The organism is Rhizobium sp. NZLR10, from assembly GCF_019685125.1.
Lineage (GTDB): Bacteria > Pseudomonadota > Alphaproteobacteria > Rhizobiales > Rhizobiaceae > Rhizobium.
Map to the genome: position 1 here is coordinate 193,264 of NZ_JABDWE010000006.1, position 18,318 is coordinate 211,581.

The following is an 18,318-nucleotide window of genomic DNA, read 5'->3' on the forward strand; positions in this document are numbered from 1 at the left end:
AAGCGGCAGGCATCTGAGGTTTCGTGTGGGGCACATGGATCATTACGACTATATTATCATCGGGGCAGGCAGCGCCGGCTGTGTGCTCGCCAACCGGCTGTCAGCCGATGGCAGGAGCCGGGTGCTGCTGCTCGAAGCCGGCGGCAGCGACAATTACCACTGGATCCACATTCCTGTCGGTTATCTCTATTGCATCAACAATCCGCGTACCGACTGGTGTTTCACCACGGCGCCTGAAGCCGGGTTGAACGGCCGGGCGCTGAGCTATCCGCGCGGCAAGGTGCTCGGCGGCTCCTCTTCGATCAACGGCATGATCTATATGCGCGGCCAGGCGCGTGATTACGATCTCTGGCGGCAGATGGGCTGCAGCGGTTGGGGTTGGGACGATGTCCTGCCCTTCTTCCGCAAGTCCGAGGATTTTTATCGCGGCGAAGACGAGATGCACGGCGCTGGCGGCGAATGGCGGATCGAGAAGGCGCGGGTGCGCTGGGCCGTGCTCGACGCTTTCCAGCAGGCGGCGAAGGAGGCAGGCATTCCGGAGACCGCAGATTTCAACCGCGGCAGCAACGAAGGTTCCGGCTATTTCGACGTCAACCAGCGTTCCGGCATTCGCTGGAACACCTCGAATGCCTTCCTGCGCCCGGCGATGCGACGTTCTAACCTGACCGTGCTGACCAAGGCGCAGGTTCGGCGGCTGCTGGTCGAGGAGGGCGTCGTTGCCGGCGTCGAATTCCAGCATCGCGGCGAGCCGCAACGTGCTTATGCGGCAAAGGAGACCATTTTGTCAGCCGGGTCGATCGGCTCGCCGCATATCCTGGAATTGTCCGGCATCGGCAAGGGTGAGGTTCTCCGGCAGGCGGGCGTCGATGTCGTCACTGAGGTGAAGGGTGTCGGCGAGAACCTGCAGGACCATCTGCAGCTGCGTCTGGCCTACAAGGTGACGGGCGTTCCGACGCTGAACGAAAAGGCGACAAAGCTGATCGGCAAGGCGGCGATCGGGCTCGAATACCTCGTCCGCCGCTCCGGGCCGATGGCGATGGCGCCGAGCCAGCTCGGTATCTTCACCCGATCGGGTCCGGACCGGGAAACGCCCGATCTGCAATATCACGTGCAGCCGGTATCGCTGGAGAAGTTCGGCGATCCCGTCCATCCTTTCCCGGCAATCACCGCGAGCGTCTGCAATCTGAGGCCCGAAAGCCGCGGATCGGTGCACCTGTCGAGCCCGGATTTCGCCGCCCAGCCGACGATCAGCCCGAAATACCTCTCGACACAGCGCGATCGTGACATAGCTGTCCGTTCGATACGGTTGACGCGCAAGATCGTCGCGCAGCCGTCGTTCGCCCGATTCAGGCCGGAGGAGTTCAAGCCGGGGCCTAGCTATCAGACGGAAGCCGATCTGGAGCAGGCGGCGGGCGAAATCGGCACGACGATCTTCCATCCCGTCGGTACCTGCCGCATGGGCGCCGACAGGGACAGCGTCGTCGATCCCCGGCTGCGCTTCCGGGCGCTTGGCAAGCTCAGGATCGCCGACGCCTCGGTAATGCCGTCGATCACCTCGGGCAACACCAATTCGCCGACGATCATGATCGCCGAAAAGGCGGCAGCGATGATCCTCGAAGACAATCGATAGGAGAAGACCATGGCAAAGATCGCATTCATCGGGCTTGGCAATATGGGTGGGCCGATGGCGGCCAATCTGGTCAAAGCAGGCCACGAGGTCCTCGGTTTCGATCTCGCGGCCTCCGTGCTGAAGGCGGCCGAGGACAGCGGCGTCAAGCCGGCAAGCCATGCCAGCCAGGCGGTCAAGGACGCCGAGATCGTCATCACAATGCTGCCGCAGGGCAGGCACGTGCTGACGGCCTGGACGGATATCCTGCAGACCGCGGCGCAGGGCACACTGGTCATCGATTGCTCGACGATCGATGTCGAGAGCAGCCGCAAGGCGCATGAGATGGCCAAGGCCGCAAGCTGCCTTTCGCTCGACGCGCCCGTCTCCGGCGGCACCGGCGGGGCGAGCGCCGGCACACTGACCTTCATGGCGGGCGGCTCGGACGAGGCCTTCGCCAGAGCAAAACCCATTCTCGAGGCGATGGGCAAGAAGATCGTCCATTGCGGCGAGGCCGGTGCCGGCCAGGCGGCAAAGATCTGCAACAACATGATCCTCGGCATCTCGATGGTCGGCGTCTGCGAGGCCTTCGTGCTCGCCGAAAAACTCGGCCTCTCGCACCAGGCGCTGTTCGACGTCGCCTCGACCTCATCCGGCCAGTGCTGGTCGATCAATACCTATTGCCCGGTGCCCGGGCCGGTGCCGACGTCGCCGGCCAACAACGACTACAAACCGGGTTTTGCCGCGGCGCTGATGCTGAAGGATCTGAGACTCTCGCAGGAGGCGGCGCTGGCGAGCGGTGCCTCAACGCCGATGGGTGCCGAAGCGGCCCAGCTTTTTGCGCTCTTCGAAAAGCAGGGCAACGGCGGCAGGGATTTTTCCGCCATCATCGAGATGTTCCGCGAGAAGGTGTAAGCGACCAGCTAGAGCGGTTCAGCTTTTGATGGAAGCGCAGAACCACTCTAACCTTTTGTTTTAACGCAATTCCGGACGGAAAACCGCTTCGCACTTTTCCTGGAATTGCTTTATAAGAGATAGCTGACCGGCTCGTTTCGAACCGGATGGGGAAAGACACCCATACCGACGCCGAAAATCGACTGCAGCGTCTCGGCCTGCATGATCTCCATGGGCGTGCCCTCGGCGGTGATCCGGCCGCGATTGAGCGCGATGATCGCGTCGCAGTAGCGTGCGGCAAGGTTGATGTCGTGCAACACGATGATGACGGTCAGCCCGCGTTCATGGCTGAGTTCCTGCACCAGCGAGAGGACGCTTGCCTGATGGGCAAGGTCGAGCGCCGAGGTCGGCTCGTCGAGTAACAGGCAGCGGGCGTCCTGGGCGAGCATCATGGCGATCCAGGCACGCTGGCGCTCGCCGCCGGACATGTTGGCGACGAGACGATCGGCAAAATCGTCAAGCTCGGTGCGGGCAATTGCCTCCTCGACCATGTTGCGATCCGTCGCGGTGAAGCGGCCAAGCGTGCCGTGCCAGGGAAAACGGCCGAGCGCCACGAGTTCCCGCACGGTCATGCCGTCGGTCGCCGGCGTGAATTGCGGCATGTAGGCGACGTGCCGGGCAAATTCCCGGGCGCCCCAATCGCCCGCCCGTTTGCCGTTGAAGGCGATGGCGCCGGATTTCGGCGCGACCTGGCGGGCGATGATCTTCAAAAGCGTGCTCTTGCCGGAACCGTTCGGCCCCACCAGACCGTAGATGCGGCCCTGCTCGAGCGTCAGGTCGATGCCATGCAAGATGGATTTCGGCCCGATGGCATAATCGACTCCCGACAGGTCAAGGAAAGGCGAAGGCATGGTCTGCTCCGGGTTCGGTGTCGCACGGGTTCGAGAGGGCAAGCCCTCCCTTTCCCTGCAAAACTTAACCTGAATTGTCAACTTATGCTTTCTGTCCGACACGGTTCCGCGCGCCGACCGGATGCGGTGACATCCTCCCGTGGGCTTCAAATCAACACTTCGACACCGAGAAACTTAGCCTGCTGTCGCCGAACAGGATATCGATCTCGCCGGGTTCGGTCAGTTCGACCGCGCCGCTCAACGTGCCGGTCGTGATCAGCGCGCCTGCCTTCAGCGATGTCTCTGGGCGCAAGCCATCATTGGCGTAATCGACGAGCCAGGTGAGAACGTCGCCCTTCGGATGCTGCGCCGGGCCATCATAGATCGTGCGGCCGGCATGGGTGACCTTGAGCGGCGTGCCACCGGCTTTGTCGACAAAGCTTTTTTCGAGCTTCGGGCCGAGCACATAACCGCTATTGCCGAGCCGGTCGGCGACGAACAGCAGGAAGGAAACGCCGCCGCTTTCCCTGAGGGCGCTGACCAGCAGTTCGGCGCCGAGATAGGCAGCGGAGATCGCTTCGACCACGTCGGCGCGGCTGTAGGGAGCACCCGGGCGGATCGGCAGGTCCTTGCCGAGACGGACGGCGATCTCGGTCTCGAATTTCAGGCCCGGATACCAGGGGATGCTGGCGCCGGCGGCAGCCTCGGCATAGGGATGCAGGGGAGCAGTAACCGCCTGGCCCTGCGGCGAGACCGTCACTTTCCAGGCATTGCTGGAGATGCCATCTGCGGCGGCAAGGAAATTCTGCGCTTCCATCGCCTGATGCAGATCGGCCGGCAGGGTGAAACTGCCGGTTTCCTCCTGCCTGCCGGCCTGGCGCAGGCTGTGAAACCTGACTGCGAGCCCGCGCGGATCGAATGTCTCTGTCATGCTGTCTCCTCGACTTGGTTTTCGAGGGGCACACTAACCGCAAGGCAGGGGCGAGCAAGACCGTTCTTGGGCCGTATTTGGAAAGACTCTTATTCCATCGCCGCGTACCAGTGATCGCGATACGCCGAGAGCCCTGGGATCTCGGTCGGCGGAACATGCGTCTCGGCACCCGATAACGGCCGGATGCCGGTGAGGAGGGCCGCGCCCTGGCTGGTGCCGGTTGTACCAGGAACGGCCATGACCTCGCGGCCGGTAAGGGCGGCAAGCAGCTTGAGATAGGTCTCGTTCAGGGCAAAAGGCCCTTCGACGATGACGGGGCCTTTGGCGCCAATCAGCCCGAGGCAGGCATCGGTCATCAAAGCGAGATAGAGGCAGGCCGTGGCATAACGCTCCTCGCGGCTTGCCTGCTCGGCGCCGATCCAGCGGCTCACCTTTCCCGGAAACGGCCCGGAACCGGGGCCGATATTGGGCAACAGCATCATGCCTTTACCGATGACAGGGCCGATCGCCGCCTGGGCCGCCTTTTCGTCGACAGGACCGATCTCGGCCGAAAGGATTTCGAATTCCCGCCCGCCCATGAAACGCGAGGAGGGAACGGCCCGGCCATAGGCATCGACATTGGCGAGCGCGTCGCGTTTTTGATCGAGATGATCGAGGTCGCCGCCGACGCCGAAATTGATGACCCAGGTGCCTGTGGAGACGACGGCGAAGGGTGCTTCCCGATGGACCAGATGCGGCAGCAGCGAGGCATTGGAATCGTGAATGCCGCAATAGACCGGCACGGGTGCTGCAAGGCCGAGCTCGGTGGCGATCTCGGGCAGGACCGGGCCGAGCGCATCGAAGGCGGAGCGGATCGGCGCCATCAGCGCGCGAATGCCGAGCCTGTCGACCAGCGAGGAATAGTCGCCGGCCTTCGGGTTCCAGAGGTCGGTATGGCAGCCGAGCGAGGTCAGCTCATTGGCGGCGATACCGGTCAGCCGCGCCGTCCAATATTGCGCATAGGTGAGGATGGTGGCCACCCTGGCGAATTCCTCGGGAAAGGCGGTCTTCTGATGGTGCAGCTGCGCGCCGATATTGAGGCCCATCGCGAGGCGTGGGGAGAAGGTTTCGTCGAAGGCGGGACGCAAGGCCGTATAGGCATCACGAATTTCCTGCGGATATTCGTGTTCGTAGTCGATCACAGGCATGGCGAGCGTGCCGTCCCCGCCAAGCAGCGCGGCGGCGGCGCCATGGGTGGTGACCGAGATGGCATCGAAACCCGTTTCCCCCGCAAGCCTCTTCAGCGCATCGAGCGCAAAGGACCAAAGCGCCTCAATGTCGTAATGCGGGTAGGGACCGGTTTTGATCGCGATGTTCGGGCGCTTCAGGACGGCGATCTCGGCGCCGGTTTCGCTGTCGAGCACGACGACCTTGGCATTGGTCTTGCCGATGTCGAGTACGGCGATGCGGCGATAGGAGGTGGCGTTCATGGCATATGGAAGAGCGTGACGAGGTCGCTTTGCACCGGCGAATTGTCCGGGTTGGTCGCCATGATATCGGCCATGTGCGCCCACCATTTCTTCATGACCGGATGCTCCGGCAGGCTTGCCATGGTGTGATCGGCGGGCCGCGTCAACACGCCAAACAGCGTGTTGGTCTCGCGGTCAAGATGGATGGAATAGTCGCTGGCGCCCGACCTATGCAGGAGATCGACCAATTCCGGCCAGATTTCGTCATGTCGCTTGCGGTATTCGGCTTCCATGCCGGGATTGAGCTGCATCTGGAAGGCGTGTTTTTCTCTGGTCATCGGGAGCTCATGAGCTTGACGCGGCGGGCGATGATCGGGATGGCGATGGTAATGATCAAAAGCAGGCCGATGAAGATCGACATGACGATGCCGGGCACGTTCAACAGGCCAAGGCCGAAGGTGACGAGGCCCATGACGAAGGCGGCGATGACGACGCCGCCGATCGTGCCGGAGCCGCCGAGGATCGAGATGCCGCCGAGCACGACCATGGTGACGACTTCGAGCTCCCAGCCTTGGGCGATCGACGGCCGGGTCGAGCCGAGGCGTGAGGTGAGGCAGATGGAGGCGACACCGCTCATGACGCCGGTTAGCAGGAAAAGGATGAATTTGACGCGCTCGACCGGGATGCCGGAGAAGCGGGCAGCGAAATCATTGTTGCCGATCGCATAGACCTGCCGGCCGAAATTCGTCGCGTGCAGCAGGATGGCGAACAGGATCGCCAGCACGAAGAACAGCACGAATTCGAAGGAGAATACCCAGACGACGTAGCCCTGGCCGAAATAGGCGAAGTCGGCGGGGTATTTGCCATAGGCTTGGTCGCCAAGCACGATATAGGAAATGCCGCGGAAAAGGCTCATCGTGCCGATGGTGACGACGATCGACGGCAGTTTCAGTACCGAGACCAGCACGCCGTTAAAGGTGCCGCAGGCAAGGCCGGTGCCGATGCCGATCAGAACCAGGCCCGGTGTGCCGATGCCGGCTTGCGCTGCCGCCCCCATCGCCGTCGAGGCGAGCGCGATAATCGCGGCGACCGAGAGGTCGATCTCGCCCGATATGACGAGCAGCGCCATGGCAAAGGCGATCATTGCCTTTTCTGTGAAGTTGAAGGTGGCGTCCGAAAGGTTCCAGGCGTCGAGGAAATAGGGCGAAGCCAGGGAATTGAAGATGAAGATCAGGATCGCGACGGCAAAGAGCAGCACTTCCCAGCTGGCGGCGATGCGGCGGAAGGGCGTGCCGAGACGATCGGGGATGACCCGCTTTTCGCGTGTGGGCACGGTGCTCATGCTGCGACCTCCGTTCTGATCTCGGCTGCGGCGCGGTCGCGCAGGATGATGCGGCCGCGGTTGCGCTCGCGCCTGGCGTTGAAGGCGACGGCGAGAATGATGACGGTTCCGGAGATCGCCATCTGGGTGAAGGGTGAAATGCCGATGACCGGCAGCGCGTTCTTGATGACGCCGAGGAAGAGTGCGCCGAGCACGGTGCCGGCGACCGAGCCGACGCCGCCGGCAATCGAGATGCCGCCGATGACGCAGGCCGCGACGCTGTCGAGCTCAAAACCGCTTGCGATATCGACATAGGCGACGGCATAGCGCGACACCCAGAGATAGCTTGAAAGCCCGGCGAGCGCGCCTGACAGGACGAAGGCGAGGAATTTGGTCCAGCCGGTATCGATGCCGGCATAGACGGCCGCGGTCGGATTGCCGCCGGTTGCATAGGCCGAGCGGCCGAACTGGGTATATCTGAGCAGCACATACATCAACAGTACGATGATGATGCCGACCCAGCCGAGGACGGGCAGGCCGAGGATCGGCGTGCGCGGCACCGACAGGAAGACCGGCGTCATCTGGTGGGCATTGACCCACGCCCCGCCCGAGAGCACGAAGGCCATGCCGCGATAGATGGTCAGCGTGCCGAGTGTGACGACGATCGGCGGGATTTCCAGCGCCCAGACGAGAAAGCCGTTGATGGCGCCGAGACAGGCGCCGATGACGATCGCCGCAAGGATCAGTACGACGAGCGGCAGATCGGGATAGGCGGCATTCATCATCGCGATCGCCATGCCGGTGAAGGCGAGGTTAGCGGCAACCGACAGGTCGATCGACTTCGTCAGGATGACCGTCATCTGCGCCAGCGCCAGGATGATCAGGATCGAGGTATCGTTGAAAATGCCGGCGAGATTGTCCGGCGTTGCGAAATCCGCAGCCCGCGTCGAAAAGATCGCAATCATCACCACAATGATGAGGAACAGCAGGGTTTCGCGTTTTCTGATCAGTCTTGCCATGCTCTTGCCTTATGCATTGTGGGCCTCATGCATTGCCGGTGGCGGCGCGCACTAGCGCTTCCGGCGTCAGCTCGGCGCGTTCGAAAATCCCGGCCGCCAGGCCTTCCTTCATCACCAGAACGCGGTCCGACATGCCGATGATCTCGGGCAGTTCCGACGAGACCATGATGATCGACAGGCCTTCGGCGGCGAGTTCGCTGATAAAGCCGTGCACGGCGGCCTTCGAGCCGATGTCGATGCCCTTGGTCGGTTCGTCGAGGATAATGACCTTCGGCGACGTCGCCAGCCACTTGCCGATGACCACCTTCTGCTGATTGCCGCCGGAGAGCGTGCCGACCGGCACGGAAAGGGCGGCGGCACGCAGATCCAGCCGCTCGGCATATTTGCGCGCCAGCGCGAATTCTTCTGCCGCTCTCAGGAAGCCGCGGCGCGAGGTGCGGGCGAGTGAGGGCAGCGTCATGTTCTGGAAGATCGGCATCGGCAGCGCCAACCCGTGGCGGCCGCGCTCCTCCGGCACGTAGACGATGCCGGCCCGGATCGCGTCCTGCGGCGAATGGATCGAGACCTCGCGGCCTTCGAGCATCATCGTGCCGGAGAGCGGCCTGGTGATGCCGAACAACGATTGCGACAGTTCCGAGCGGCCGGCGCCGATCAGACCGTATATGCCGAGAATCTCGCCCTTGCGCAGGGTGAAGGAAATGTCGCGGAATTCAGTGCGATGGCTGTAGTTGCGGATCTCCAGAACCGGGCCGCCGATAGCGACATCGATCTTCGGAAAGGCGTTCTCGACGTCGCGGCCGACCATCATCCGGACGATCTCGTCCTGCGGCGTTTCCTTGAGCCGGCCCTGGCCGATGGCGCGGCCGTCGCGGAAGACGACGAAATCATCGGCGATTTCGTAAACCTCGTCGAATTTGTGGCTGATGAAGAGGATCGCCTTGCCCTGTTCCTTCAGGCTCCGGACGATGCGGAAGAGATCGTCGATCTCCTTGCGGGAAAGAGCGGCCGTCGGCTCGTCCATGATGACGATGCGGGCCTCGATCGACAGAGCGCGGGCGATCGCCACCAGGTGGCGCTGCGCAATGGAGAGGTCTTTGAGCCGGATCGTCGGGTCGATATTGCTTTCGAGCGCGATGAGCAGCGCCTTCGAGCGGCTGTTCATCGCCTGCCAGTCGATGGTGCGAAGGCGCGTGCGCGGCGCGTGGCCGAGGAAGATGTTTTCAGCAACCGTCAGCTCGTCGAAAAGCACGGTTTCCTGATGGATGGCGGTGACGCCGGCATCGATCGCCGCCTGGGCGCTGGCAAAGGTCACTGGCCGGCCGTCGACCAAAATCTCGCCTTCGTTCGGCCGGTAGATGCCGGTCAGGATCTTGACGAGCGTCGATTTGCCGGCGCCGTTTTCGCCGATCAGCGCCGTCACCGTGCCGGGGTGGAGCGCGATGCTGACATTGTCGAGCGCCTTCACGCCCGGAAAGATCTGGGAGATGCCGCGCATTTCCAGAATGGCGGGCGCATCGCCGGTTTTGCTGTCCGTGGCGGTTTGTTGAAAGGCGGCGTTCATCAGATTTCTACCAGTGTCGAATGGGAAATCCCGGCGGCTTGAAGGCCGCCGGGTTTTTCTGTGTTTGCTCTGGATCAGAAGACCTTGGAGAACTGGTCGATGTTCGAGGCATTGTAGACGAAGGGATCAGCCATGGCGGCTTCGCCGTTGTCGCCGATCTTGATCTTGCCCATGCGGCCGGCGGTGATTTCGCTGCCCGGCTTGCCGTCGGCGTCACCCTTGACGAGGTGATAGGCGATCTGGGCTGCGGAATAGCCGAGGTCGATCGGGTTCCAGATGGCGAATTCCTTGGTGGCGCCCGACTTGATCGCGCCGGCCATTTCGGACGGCAGGCCGAGACCGGTGACGTAGACCTTGCCGACAAGGCCCTTGTCTTCGACGACCTTGGAGGCGGCGAGAACGCCGACCGTCGTCGGAGCGACGATGACCTTGACGTTCGGGTTCGACTTCAGCAGGCCTTCGGCTTCACGATAGGACTTGTCCGAGAGGTCGTCGCCGTAAACCGTAGTGACGAGGTTGAGGCCCGGGAAATCCTTGAGCTGCTTCTTCATCTGGTCGATCCAGATGTTCTGGTTGGTCGAGGTGGTCGTTGCCGACAGGATGGCGAAGTCACCCTTGCCGCCGTCGAGGTGGTCCTTGACGAGCGTCAGGCACATCTTGCCGATCAGCTCGTTGGACGACGGGTTCAGCTGCAGGATACGGCCTTCCGGCGCGACGCCGGAATCCCAGGAAATGACCTTGATGCCGCGCTGAGCAGCCTTCTTCAGCGCCGGAACGAGCGCATCGGGATCGTTGGCCGAGACGGCGATGGCGTCGACTCCCTGGGCGATCAGCGAGTTGATGACTTCGATTTGGCCTTCGGCCGTCGTCGACGTCGGACCGGTGTAGATGACCTCAACGCCGCCGAGTTCCTTGGCGGCTTCTTGGGCGCCCTTGTTGGCGGCGTCGAAGAAGCCGTTGCCGAGCGACTTCACGACCAGGCCGATCTTGATGTCCTTGGCGCTTGCAGTGCCGGCCATCATGGCGACGGCGAGCGCTACACTGAGCGCAAGTGTCTTTGCGAGTTTCATGTACTTTCCTCCCTTAAAGATTAGACTTCCACACCTCGGCGGCGCCTCATGCGACCGACGAGGAATCCTCCCTCACACCCTGGGCCACCGGGCTGGCGACAACGAGCCGGACGCCGGCATTCTCGACCATGCGAGCTGCCTCGTCCGAAATCGCGTCATCAGTGATGATCACAGAAACGCGGTCGAGCGCGCAGAGAATGAGGCTCGACCGGCGATTGAATTTGCTTGAATCGGCCATGACGACGAGTTCGTCGGCCTGGTGCATCAGCTTCTGCTCACTCTGAATGATGAGCGCATCCGCCTCCATGATGCCAAGCGGGCCGACGCCTTGGGCGCCGATGAACATGCGCCGCGCATAAAAATTGCGGATCGCGTCATTGTCGAAAGGCGACAGGATCAGGCTTTGCTCGCGATAGATCGCGCCGCCCGGCACCGTCACCGTGTTTTTGGAATGCTTCACCAGATGTTCGGCGATCGCGAAAGAATTGGTCATGACCTGCAAGCGATGGCCGGCCATGTAATGCACCATCTGGAAGGTGGTCGTGCCGCCATTGATAATGATGGCGTCGCCGGCTTCGCAGAGTTCGACGGCTGCGCGGGCAATTGCACGTTTTTTATCGATGTTGACTGATTCTGACACCCGGAAGGGCCGGCCGGCAAGATTGCCGAGCTGCGGCGGATGCACAGCCTCCGCACCACCGCGGACGCGGCGGATCTTGCCCTGCACATGAAGAGCCGCAATGTCGCGCCGGATTGTCGCTTCAGAAGCTTCCGTCAGCTCGGAAATGTCCTGGATCGTCACGACGGACTTTTCCTGAACGGCGCTTAAGATAATGCGGTGGCGTTCGCGTTCATGCATGGGGCTCCTCCTCTGGTCATATTTATTTCGCATCCGTTAATGCCTGTCAATCACAAACGATCATAAATTTTCATATTGCGATGCAGCATAATCGATTATGATCGTTTTCGATTGACAAGCGCACTTTTGATGCGCGATACCGTGAGCGAAAGGGCCCGCTGATCGCGGCGCCTCACGAGCCTATATGGGAGGATGATATGGCGGCGAACGTCCGGCTTCTGGATAACCGGTGGGATGATGCTTATGCGGCAGGCCTTGATGAGCCCGGCAAGCTGCTCTATCGCTCCAACCTGCTCGGCGCCGACAAGCGCATCACCAATTACGGCGGCGGCAACACCTCGGCGAAGGTGATGGAAACCGACCCGCTGACCGGCGGCAAGGCGAAGGTTCTCTGGGTCAAGGGCTCGGGCGGCGACGTCGGCACGATCAAGCTCGACGGTTTCGCCACCCTCTACCAGGACAAGCTGGAATCGCTGAAAGGCATCTACAAGGGTGTCGAAGACGAAGACCGCATGGTCGGTTTCCTGCCGCACTGCACCTTCAACCTGAATGGCCGCGCCGCCTCGATCGACACGCCGCTGCACGGTTTCGTGCCTTTCACCCATGTCGACCACATGCATCCCGATGCGATCATCGCGATTGCCGCCTCGAAGAATTCCAGAGAATTGACGCAGCAGATCTTCGGTGACGAGATCGGCTGGCTGCCATGGCGTCGCCCGGGCTTCCAACTCGGCCTCGACCTTGGCGCTTTCGTCGCCGCCAACCCGAATTCCAAGGGTGTCGTGCTCGAAAGCCACGGCCTGTTCACCTGGGCTGATGATGCCAAGGCCTGCTACGAGCTGACCCTCGATATCATCAACAAGGCTATCGTCTGGTTTGCCGAAAAGACCGAGGGCAAGACGATTTTCGGCGGTGCCGTCGCCCAGACCCTGGCCGTCTCCGAGCGCCGCGCCATCGCCGCCCGGCTGATGCCGGAAATCCGCGGTCGCATCGGCAAGCAGGAGCGCAAGCTCGGACATTTCGACGATCAGGACGCCGTGCTGGAATTCGTCAATTCCCGGGACCTGCGCCCGCTCGGCGCGCTTGGCACCAGTTGCCCGGACCATTTCCTTCGCACCAAGATCCGCCCGCTGATCGTCGATTTCGACCCTGAAAAGCCGGATGTCGAAGCGATCGTGGCCGGCCTCGACCAGGCGCTGGAGGATTACCGCGCCGACTACGCCCGCTATTATAACGACTGCAAGCATGACAATTCGCCCGCCATGCGCGACGCCAATCCGGTCATCTTCCTCGTTCCCGGCGTCGGCATGCTGTCCTTTGCCCGCGACAAGGCGACGGCCCGCATTGCCAGCGAATTCTACGTCAACGCCATCAACGTCATGCGCGGTGCCTCGACGGTCTCGGAATATCAGGGCCTGCCGGAACAGGAAGCCTTCGATATCGAATACTGGTTGCTCGAAGAGGCCAAGCTGCAGCGCATGCCGAAGCCGAAGAGTCTTGCCGGCCGGGTGGCCTTCGTCACCGGTGGCGCCGGCGGTATCGGCCGGGCGACGGCCGCACGTCTCGTCGGCGAGGGCGCTTGCGTGGTGCTTGCCGATATCGACCAGGCGGCGCTTGAGGGCACCGAAGCCGATTTCGTCGAGAAGTTTGGCGCCGATGCGGTGCGCAGCGTTCGCCTCGACGTCACCAAGGAAGATGCGGTGATCGCCTCCTTCACGGAAGCCTGCATCGAATTCGGCGGCATCGATATTCTCGTCTCGAATGCCGGCATTGCCTCGTCTGCGCCGATCGAAGCCACCGAGCTTGCGACGTGGAACCGCAATATCGATATTCTCGCGACCGGCTATTTCCTGGTTTCGCGCGAAGCCTTCCGCCTGTTCCGCCGTCAGGCGCTCGGCGGCAACATCGTCTTCGTCGCCTCGAAAAACGGCCTTGCCGCCTCGCCGAATGCGTCTGCCTATTGCGCCGCAAAGGCTGCCGAAATCCATCTCGCCCGTTGCTTGGCGCTGGAAGGTGCCGATGCCGGCATCCGCGTCAACACCGTCAACCCGGATGCGGTGCTGCGTGGTTCGAAGATCTGGAGCGGCGAATGGCGCGAACAGCGCGCCGCCTCCTCCAAGATCGAGGTTGACGATCTCGAGGAACATTACCGCAAGCGTTCGATGCTAAAACTGAACGTGTTTCCGGAGGATATCGCCGAGGCGATCTACTTCCTGGCCTCGGACCTTTCGGCGAAATCGACCGGCAACATTATCAACGTCGATGCCGGCAACGTACAGAGTTTTACGCGGTAAGGCTTGGTCTCTTCTCCCCAGCGGGGAGAAGATGCCGGCAGGCAGATGAGGGGGACGCTGAGCGAAGCGTTGCGTGTTCTGAGCGGGAAGCGAAGAACTATGGGCGTCATGCCGTGTCGCCCCTTATCCGACCCTTCGGGCCACCTTCTCCCCGCTGGGGAGAAGGGGAACAATTACAAATGTGGGAGGTAGAAATGGCCGAGTTCAGGATCGCGCAGGATCTGGTCGCAACTGATAACGACAAGCGGGCAACCGCACTGAAAGCCGATTACGAGGCGCTGGGTGCGAACCTCGACCGCCGCGGCATCGATATCGAAGCGGTTACCCGCAGGGTGGCGGAATTCTTCGTCGCCGTTCCCTCTTGGGGTGTCGGCACCGGCGGCACGCGGTTTGCCCGCTTTCCCGGCACCGGCGAGCCGCGCGGCATCTTCGACAAGCTCGACGATTGCGCCGTCATCAACCAACTGACGCAGGCGACTCCGAACGTCTCGCTGCATATTCCCTGGGACAAGGCGGATGTGAGCGAATTGAAGGCCAGGGGCAATGCGCTCGGCCTCGGCTTCGATGCGATGAATTCGAACACCTTTTCCGATGCGCCGGGCCAGGCCCATTCCTACAAATATGGTTCGCTCAGCCATACCGATGCGGCAACGCGGGCGCAGGCGGTCGAGCACAATCTCGAATGCATCGAGATCGGACAGGCGCTTGGCTCCAAGGCACTGACGGTCTGGATCGGCGACGGCTCGAACTTCCCCGGCCAGAGCAATTTCACCAAGGCTTTCGAACGTTACCTCGCCTCGATGGCTGACATTTACAAAGCGCTGCCCGACGATTGGAAGCTGTTCTCCGAGCACAAGATGTATGAGCCGGCCTTCTATTCGACGATCGTCCAGGATTGGGGCACCAATTACCTTATCGCCCAGACGCTCGGCCCGAAGGCCCATTGCCTCGTCGATCTCGGCCACCATGCACCGAACACCAATATCGAGATGATCGTCGCCCGGCTGATCCAGTTCGGCAAGCTCGGCGGCTTCCACTTTAACGATTCAAAATATGGCGATGACGATCTCGATGCCGGCGCGATCGATCCCTACCGGCTGTTCCTCGTCTTCAATGAACTGGTCGATGCCGAGCAGCGTGGCGTCAACGACTTCAACCCGGCTCATATGATCGATCAGTCACACAATGTCACCGACCCGATCGAGAGCCTGATCAACAGCGCCAACGAAATCCGCCGCGCCTATGCGCAGGCGCTGATCGTCGACCGCAAGGCGCTGTCTGCCTACCAGGACGACAATGATGCGTTGATGGCGTCGGAAACCTTGAAGCGCGCCTATCGCGCCGATGTCGAGCCGATCCTCGCCGAAGCCCGGCGCCGGGCCGGCGGCGCGATCGAACCGATCGCCGCCTATCGCGCCAGCGGCTACCGCAAGAAGGTGGCTGCCGAGCGCCCGGCCTCCGCTGCCGGCGGCGGCGGCATCATCTGAGCGTCTAAACTGAATAGATTTGCCGGCAGCGTGGGGTGACGCGCTGCCGGCAATTGCTGTTTACGGCTTCCAGGCGCCGGCGATCTGGCGGGTGGCGATGTTCAGCCGGTTCCAGAAATTGATATTGGCGATGGCGATGACGAGTGCCGCAAGGCTCCTTCCGTCATAATGCCGGGTCGCCTCGTCCCAGATATCGTCAGGCACCGGGTCGGCGCGGTCGCTGACGCGGGTCACCGCCTCGGTCAGCGAAAGGGCTGCGCGTTCGGCGTCGCTGAAATAGGGCGAGTCGCGCCAGGCGCTGACGGCAAAGAGCCTTTCATCCGTCTCGCCAAGTTTCTTTGCGATGCGAGGATGACCGTCGACGCAGACGCTGCAGCCGTTGATCTGGCTGGCGCGCAGATTGACGAGTTCAAGCAGCCTCAGTGAAAGGCCGGTCTCGGTCGGCACTTTGCTGAGGGCAGCGAGCGCCTGCATGGCCTCGGGCAGGACGAGGGCGGGATTTCCCATTCTCTCCTGCATAACCGGTTTTTCCTGCATGGTATGTCTCCTTGATGCGGTTTACTTTTCGACGATCCGCCGACGCTGTCACATCGGCCGGGTTTCATTCGTCATGGCCTTGACGGAACGCAGCGGAGGAATGTGACAAATGGACGAGAAAAACTGGCTGGCCGACGAATTCGAGGCGAACAGGGCGCATCTGAAGGCCGCTGCCTATCGCATGCTCGGCTCGCGCAGCGAGGCGGAAGACGCCGTCCAGGAGGCCTGGCTGCGGCTCAGCCGTACGGATACGACCGATGTCGGTAATCTCGGCGGCTGGCTGACGACGGTGGTGGCGCGAATCTGCCTCGACATGCTGCGCACGCGCAAGACCCGCCGCGAGGAACCGCTGGAGATGCCGGTCTATGCCGCGATCGCCGATCCGGCAAACGATCCGGAGCGCGATGCAGCCTTTGCCGAATCGGTCGGCGTGGCGTTGCTCGTCGTGCTGCAGACGCTGGCGCCCGCCGAACGTGTCGCCTTCGTGCTGCACGACATGTTCGATCTGCCCTTCGACGAGATCGCGCCGATCATCGGCCGCTCGTCTGCCGCTGCCCGTCAGCTTGCAAGCCGCGCCCGCCGCCGGGTGCAAGGGGCAGACGAAGCGCCGGATGTTGATTTCGGCCGCAAGCGGACGATCGCGGAGGCTTTCTTGACGGCATCGCGCAATGGCGATCTTGAGGCCTTGCTTGCCGTGCTTGCCCCCGATGTCGTCTTCCGGCCGGATGCGACGGCGGCCCGATTCGGCACCATTGGCGAAATGCGCGGCGCAGTTGGGGTAGCCGAAGCCTTCAAGGGTCGGGCGCAGGCGGCAGAGATTGCCGTTGTCGACGGCGAGCTCGGATTTGTCGTGCAGATCGCCGGCCAGCTCCGCGTCGTCGTGGCGCTGACGATCGCCGACGGCAGGATCACCGCGATCGACGCCATTGCCGATCCGGATCACCTCCAACGGCTTGACTACTCGATCCTCCGGGATTGAAAATCAACGCTGATTTGCCGGATCCTCGCGAACAGGCGCGCTTTGGAACTACCGGATCTTCGCGACTGGCGCGCTTTGGAACGAGCGCGCCATCGACGTTTCCTCAGCGGCGGATCCCGCGTCATTGTCCTTGACAGCGGCGTCCTCAGCCTTATTCTATTATAAAGATTTATATAGCATAACTATGGAATTCAGCAATATGACCATGTCCGGCGACCAGCCTCAGAAGCCGCTTCTCCTCACCAATGTCAAACCGATGGCTTTCGGCGCGGGCACAGCCGAGGGGGTGATCGACATTCTCGTCAATGCCGATGGCAGGATCGCCAAAATCGGTCCGTCGCTCGCGGTCTCTGAGGATGTGACGCGCATCGACGGCAAGGGCGCCTTCGTCTCGCCGGGCTGGGTCGACCTTCACGTGCATATCTGGCACGGCGGCACCGACATTTCCATCCGCCCCTCCGAATGCGGCGTCGAGCGCGGCGTCACCACGCTGGTCGACGCCGGTTCGGCCGGTGAGGCGAACTTCCATGGTTTCCGCGAATATATCATCGAGCCCGCGCGTGAGCGCATCAAGGCCTTCCTGAACCTCGGCTCGATCGGCCTCGTCGCCTGCAACCGCGTCGCCGAACTCAGGGATATAAGAGATATCGATCTCGACCGCATCCTCGAAGTCTATGCTGAAAACAGCGAGCACATCGTCGGCATCAAGGTACGTGCGAGCCACGTGATCACCGGCTCCTGGGGTGTGACCCCCGTCAAGCTCGGCAAGAAGATCGCCAAGATCCTGAAAGTGCCGATGATGGTGCATGTCGGCGAGCCGCCGGCGCTCTATGACGAAGTGCTGGAGATTCTCGGCCCCGGCGACGTCGTCACCCATTGCTTCAACGGCAAGGCCGGCTCGAGCATTATGGAGGACGAGGATCTCTTCAATCTCGCCGAGCGCTGCGCCTCCGAGGGTATCCGCCTCGACATCGGCCATGGCGGGGCCTCCTTCTCCTTCAAGGTGGCGGAAGCGGCGATCGCGCGCGGGCTTCTGCCATTCTCGATCTCGACCGACCTGCACGGCCATTCGATGAATTTCCCGGTTTGGGACCTGGCGACGACGATGTCGAAGCTGCTCAGCGTCGGCATGCCCTTCGACAAGGTGGTGGAGGCCGTCACCCACGCGCCGGCATCGGTCATCAAGCTGTCGATGGAGAACCGGCTTTCGGTCGGCGCGCAGGCTGAATTCACGATTTTCGACCTCGTCGATTCCGACCTTGAGGCGACGGATTCCAACGGCGACGTCTCCGTCCTCAACAAGCTGTTCGAGCCGCGGTATGCGGTGATCGGCGCCGATGCTTTTACCGCCGGCCGCTATGTGCCGCGGGCACGCAAGCTCGTGCGCCACAGCCACGGTTACTCCTACCGGTAGGATCCGCT

At 62.2% G+C, this 18,318-nt stretch carries 16 protein-coding genes; 6 read left to right on the top strand and 10 right to left on the bottom strand.

Features of this window, described 5'->3' with window-relative positions; genetic code table 11:
* Positions 1-34 precede the first annotated feature (34 nt).
* Both HJB82_RS11740 and mmsB read left to right on the top strand, forming a co-directional pair.
* Positions 35-1,630 carry a GMC family oxidoreductase gene (locus tag HJB82_RS11740; protein ID WP_221140082.1) on the top strand — a complete coding sequence of 532 codons (1,596 nt, stop codon included), beginning with the start codon at positions 35-37 and terminating at the stop codon, positions 1,628-1,630.
* Positions 1,631-1,639: 9 nt separating this feature from the next.
* Positions 1,640-2,521 carry a 3-hydroxyisobutyrate dehydrogenase gene (gene mmsB, locus HJB82_RS11745; RefSeq protein WP_221131884.1) on the top strand — a complete coding sequence of 294 codons (882 nt, stop codon included), beginning with the start codon at positions 1,640-1,642 and terminating at the stop codon, positions 2,519-2,521.
* Positions 2,522-2,631: 110 nt separating this feature from the next.
* Here the strand turns inward: mmsB and HJB82_RS11750 are convergent, their stop codons facing one another.
* The 9 genes from HJB82_RS11750 to HJB82_RS11790 form a co-directional block, all read right to left on the bottom strand.
* Entirely contained in the window at positions 2,632-3,411 is a 780-nt protein-coding gene (locus HJB82_RS11750; protein WP_221131885.1) for an ABC transporter ATP-binding protein, read from the bottom strand.
* Positions 3,412-3,562: 151 nt separating this feature from the next.
* Positions 3,563-4,321 (bottom strand): fumarylacetoacetate hydrolase family protein, encoded by a 759-nt coding sequence (locus HJB82_RS11755; protein ID WP_221115681.1) that lies wholly within the window; start codon positions 4,319-4,321, stop codon positions 3,563-3,565.
* An 89-nt stretch (positions 4,322-4,410) separates the two neighbouring features.
* Positions 4,411-5,790, bottom strand: coding sequence for an FGGY-family carbohydrate kinase (locus tag HJB82_RS11760; RefSeq protein WP_221115682.1), 1,380 nt, complete (start codon positions 5,788-5,790; stop codon positions 4,411-4,413).
* Positions 5,787-6,107 (bottom strand): L-rhamnose mutarotase, encoded by a 321-nt coding sequence (gene rhaM, locus HJB82_RS11765; RefSeq protein ID WP_221139986.1) that lies wholly within the window; start codon positions 6,105-6,107, stop codon positions 5,787-5,789. The genes HJB82_RS11760 and rhaM overlap by 4 nt, the downstream gene beginning before the upstream one ends.
* Positions 6,104-7,111: an ABC transporter permease gene (locus HJB82_RS11770; protein WP_221131888.1), complete on the bottom strand. Its 1,008-nt coding sequence runs from the start codon at positions 7,109-7,111 to the stop codon at positions 6,104-6,106. The genes rhaM and HJB82_RS11770 overlap by 4 nt, the downstream gene beginning before the upstream one ends.
* Positions 7,108-8,109 carry an ABC transporter permease gene (locus HJB82_RS11775; RefSeq protein WP_221139987.1) on the bottom strand — a complete coding sequence of 334 codons (1,002 nt, stop codon included), beginning with the start codon at positions 8,107-8,109 and terminating at the stop codon, positions 7,108-7,110. The genes HJB82_RS11770 and HJB82_RS11775 overlap by 4 nt, the downstream gene beginning before the upstream one ends.
* A 25-nt stretch (positions 8,110-8,134) precedes the next feature.
* A complete protein-coding gene (locus HJB82_RS11780; protein ID WP_221131890.1) occupies positions 8,135-9,670 on the bottom strand; it encodes a sugar ABC transporter ATP-binding protein in 1,536 nt (511 codons plus the stop codon).
* A 74-nt stretch (positions 9,671-9,744) separates the two neighbouring features.
* Positions 9,745-10,740, bottom strand: coding sequence for a rhamnose ABC transporter substrate-binding protein (gene rhaS, locus HJB82_RS11785; protein ID WP_007627590.1), 996 nt, complete (start codon positions 10,738-10,740; stop codon positions 9,745-9,747).
* Positions 10,741-10,786: 46 nt separating this feature from the next.
* A complete protein-coding gene (locus tag HJB82_RS11790; RefSeq protein ID WP_207585610.1) occupies positions 10,787-11,599 on the bottom strand; it encodes a DeoR/GlpR family DNA-binding transcription regulator in 813 nt (270 codons plus the stop codon).
* 197 nt (positions 11,600-11,796) lie between these two features.
* On the opposite strand from HJB82_RS11790, the gene HJB82_RS11795 reads away from it, so the two are divergent.
* Both HJB82_RS11795 and rhaI read left to right on the top strand, forming a co-directional pair.
* Positions 11,797-13,893 (top strand): bifunctional rhamnulose-1-phosphate aldolase/short-chain dehydrogenase, encoded by a 2,097-nt coding sequence (locus HJB82_RS11795; protein WP_221115686.1) that lies wholly within the window; start codon positions 11,797-11,799, stop codon positions 13,891-13,893.
* A gap of 194 nt (positions 13,894-14,087) precedes the next feature.
* Positions 14,088-15,380, top strand: a complete 1,293-nt coding sequence (rhaI, locus tag HJB82_RS11800) for an L-rhamnose catabolism isomerase (RefSeq protein WP_221115687.1) — start codon at positions 14,088-14,090, stop codon at positions 15,378-15,380.
* A gap of 60 nt (positions 15,381-15,440) precedes the next feature.
* On the opposite strand, the gene HJB82_RS11805 is transcribed toward rhaI, so the two are convergent.
* Positions 15,441-15,899: a carboxymuconolactone decarboxylase family protein gene (locus HJB82_RS11805; protein WP_221115724.1), complete on the bottom strand. Its 459-nt coding sequence runs from the start codon at positions 15,897-15,899 to the stop codon at positions 15,441-15,443.
* A 127-nt stretch (positions 15,900-16,026) separates the two neighbouring features.
* On the opposite strand from HJB82_RS11805, the gene HJB82_RS11810 reads away from it, so the two are divergent.
* Together HJB82_RS11810 and HJB82_RS11815 are read left to right on the top strand one after the other, a co-directional pair.
* The gene (locus HJB82_RS11810; protein WP_221139988.1) at positions 16,027-16,896 is read left to right on the top strand and encodes a sigma-70 family RNA polymerase sigma factor; all 870 of its coding nucleotides are present in this window, start codon (positions 16,027-16,029) and stop codon (positions 16,894-16,896) included.
* Positions 16,897-17,101: 205 nt separating this feature from the next.
* Positions 17,102-18,310: an amidohydrolase/deacetylase family metallohydrolase gene (locus HJB82_RS11815; RefSeq protein WP_221115725.1), complete on the top strand. Its 1,209-nt coding sequence runs from the start codon at positions 17,102-17,104 to the stop codon at positions 18,308-18,310.
* The last annotated feature ends 8 nt before the right edge of the window (positions 18,311-18,318 follow it).